Genomic DNA, 951 nt, shown 5'->3' on the forward strand with positions numbered 1-951 from the left:
TATAGCAAAGAGCGGGATAGTTAGGACATAATAGAGAAAAAGAAATGAGGAGAAGCTTTCATGGCAGCACCCTATAGTGATGATTTAAGACAGAAAGCAGTGAGTGCCGTAGAGCGAGGGGAGAAAAAAAGCCATGTCTGTCGCACCCTCAATATTAGTCGTAATACATTAGACCTATGGCTGAAACGGAAGAAACAAACTGGGACGGTGGCCGCTAAAACTAACTATCGTCGAGGGCCAAAGCCCCAAATTGACGATTTAGAAGCCTTTCAAAAGTTTGCCGAACAATATGGGCATTTGACCCAAGAAAAAATGGCGCAAAAATGGGCTAAACCAGTCAGTAGGATGAGAATTGGTCAAGCCCTCAAAAGAATTGGATTTACTAGAAAAAAAAACTTATGGCTACAGAGAAAGAGATGAAGAAGCCCGAAAAGAGTTTCTCCAAAAAATCAGAGGTTATGCCCCGGAAAGATTTGTCTATATTGATGAAGCTGGAATAGATAACACCATCGATTACCCTTATGGATATTGTCACAAATCAGAAAGATTTGAGGCTTTAAAGTTAGGTCACTGTAGCGAAAGAGTTAGTGTGATCAGCGGTTGGTGGCGTGGTTCCACTATCGCGCCAATGGTGTTTGAGGGGTACTGTAATACAGAGTTGGTGTGTGAGTGGATAGAACAATTGCTATTACCCGAACTACTACCAGGTCAAATTATCATCATTGATAACGCCAGTTTTCATCCCAAAGAGAGAATCAAAAAATTGTTAGCTAAAGCGGGATGTGAAGTGCTATTTTTACCCGCCTATTCTCCAGATCTCAACAAAATTGAAAAGTTCTGGGCTAGATTGAAAAACTATGTTAGTCAGATTATCAATGATAGTGAAAACCTTGTGGATGCTGTGAGTAAAGCCTTCAGGCATCTGTCCTAACTAACTCGTTCTATGCCATA

General features: G+C 40.9%; 2 protein-coding genes. Both read left to right on the top strand.

Translation table 11 applies throughout. The annotated features are described in order from the left end of the window. The first annotated feature begins 60 nt into the window (after positions 1-60). Positions 61-420: an IS630 transposase-related protein gene (locus tag MICAI_RS26540; RefSeq protein ID WP_008204663.1), complete on the top strand. Its 360-nt coding sequence runs from the start codon at positions 61-63 to the stop codon at positions 418-420. Continuing rightward, positions 353-931: an IS630 family transposase gene (locus tag MICAI_RS24205; protein ID WP_198285306.1), complete on the top strand. Its 579-nt coding sequence runs from the start codon at positions 353-355 to the stop codon at positions 929-931. The genes MICAI_RS26540 and MICAI_RS24205 overlap by 68 nt, the downstream gene beginning before the upstream one ends. Positions 932-951: the final 20 nt, after the last annotated feature.

It is taken from the genome of Microcystis sp. T1-4 (genome assembly GCF_000297435.1).
Lineage (GTDB): Bacteria > Cyanobacteriota > Cyanobacteriia > Cyanobacteriales > Microcystaceae > Microcystis.

Coding starts and splice junctions, on each gene's coding strand:
- MICAI_RS26540 (WP_008204663.1), top strand. CDS start 61: ATGGCAGCACCCTATAGTGATGATTTAAGACAGAAAGCAGTGAGTGCC.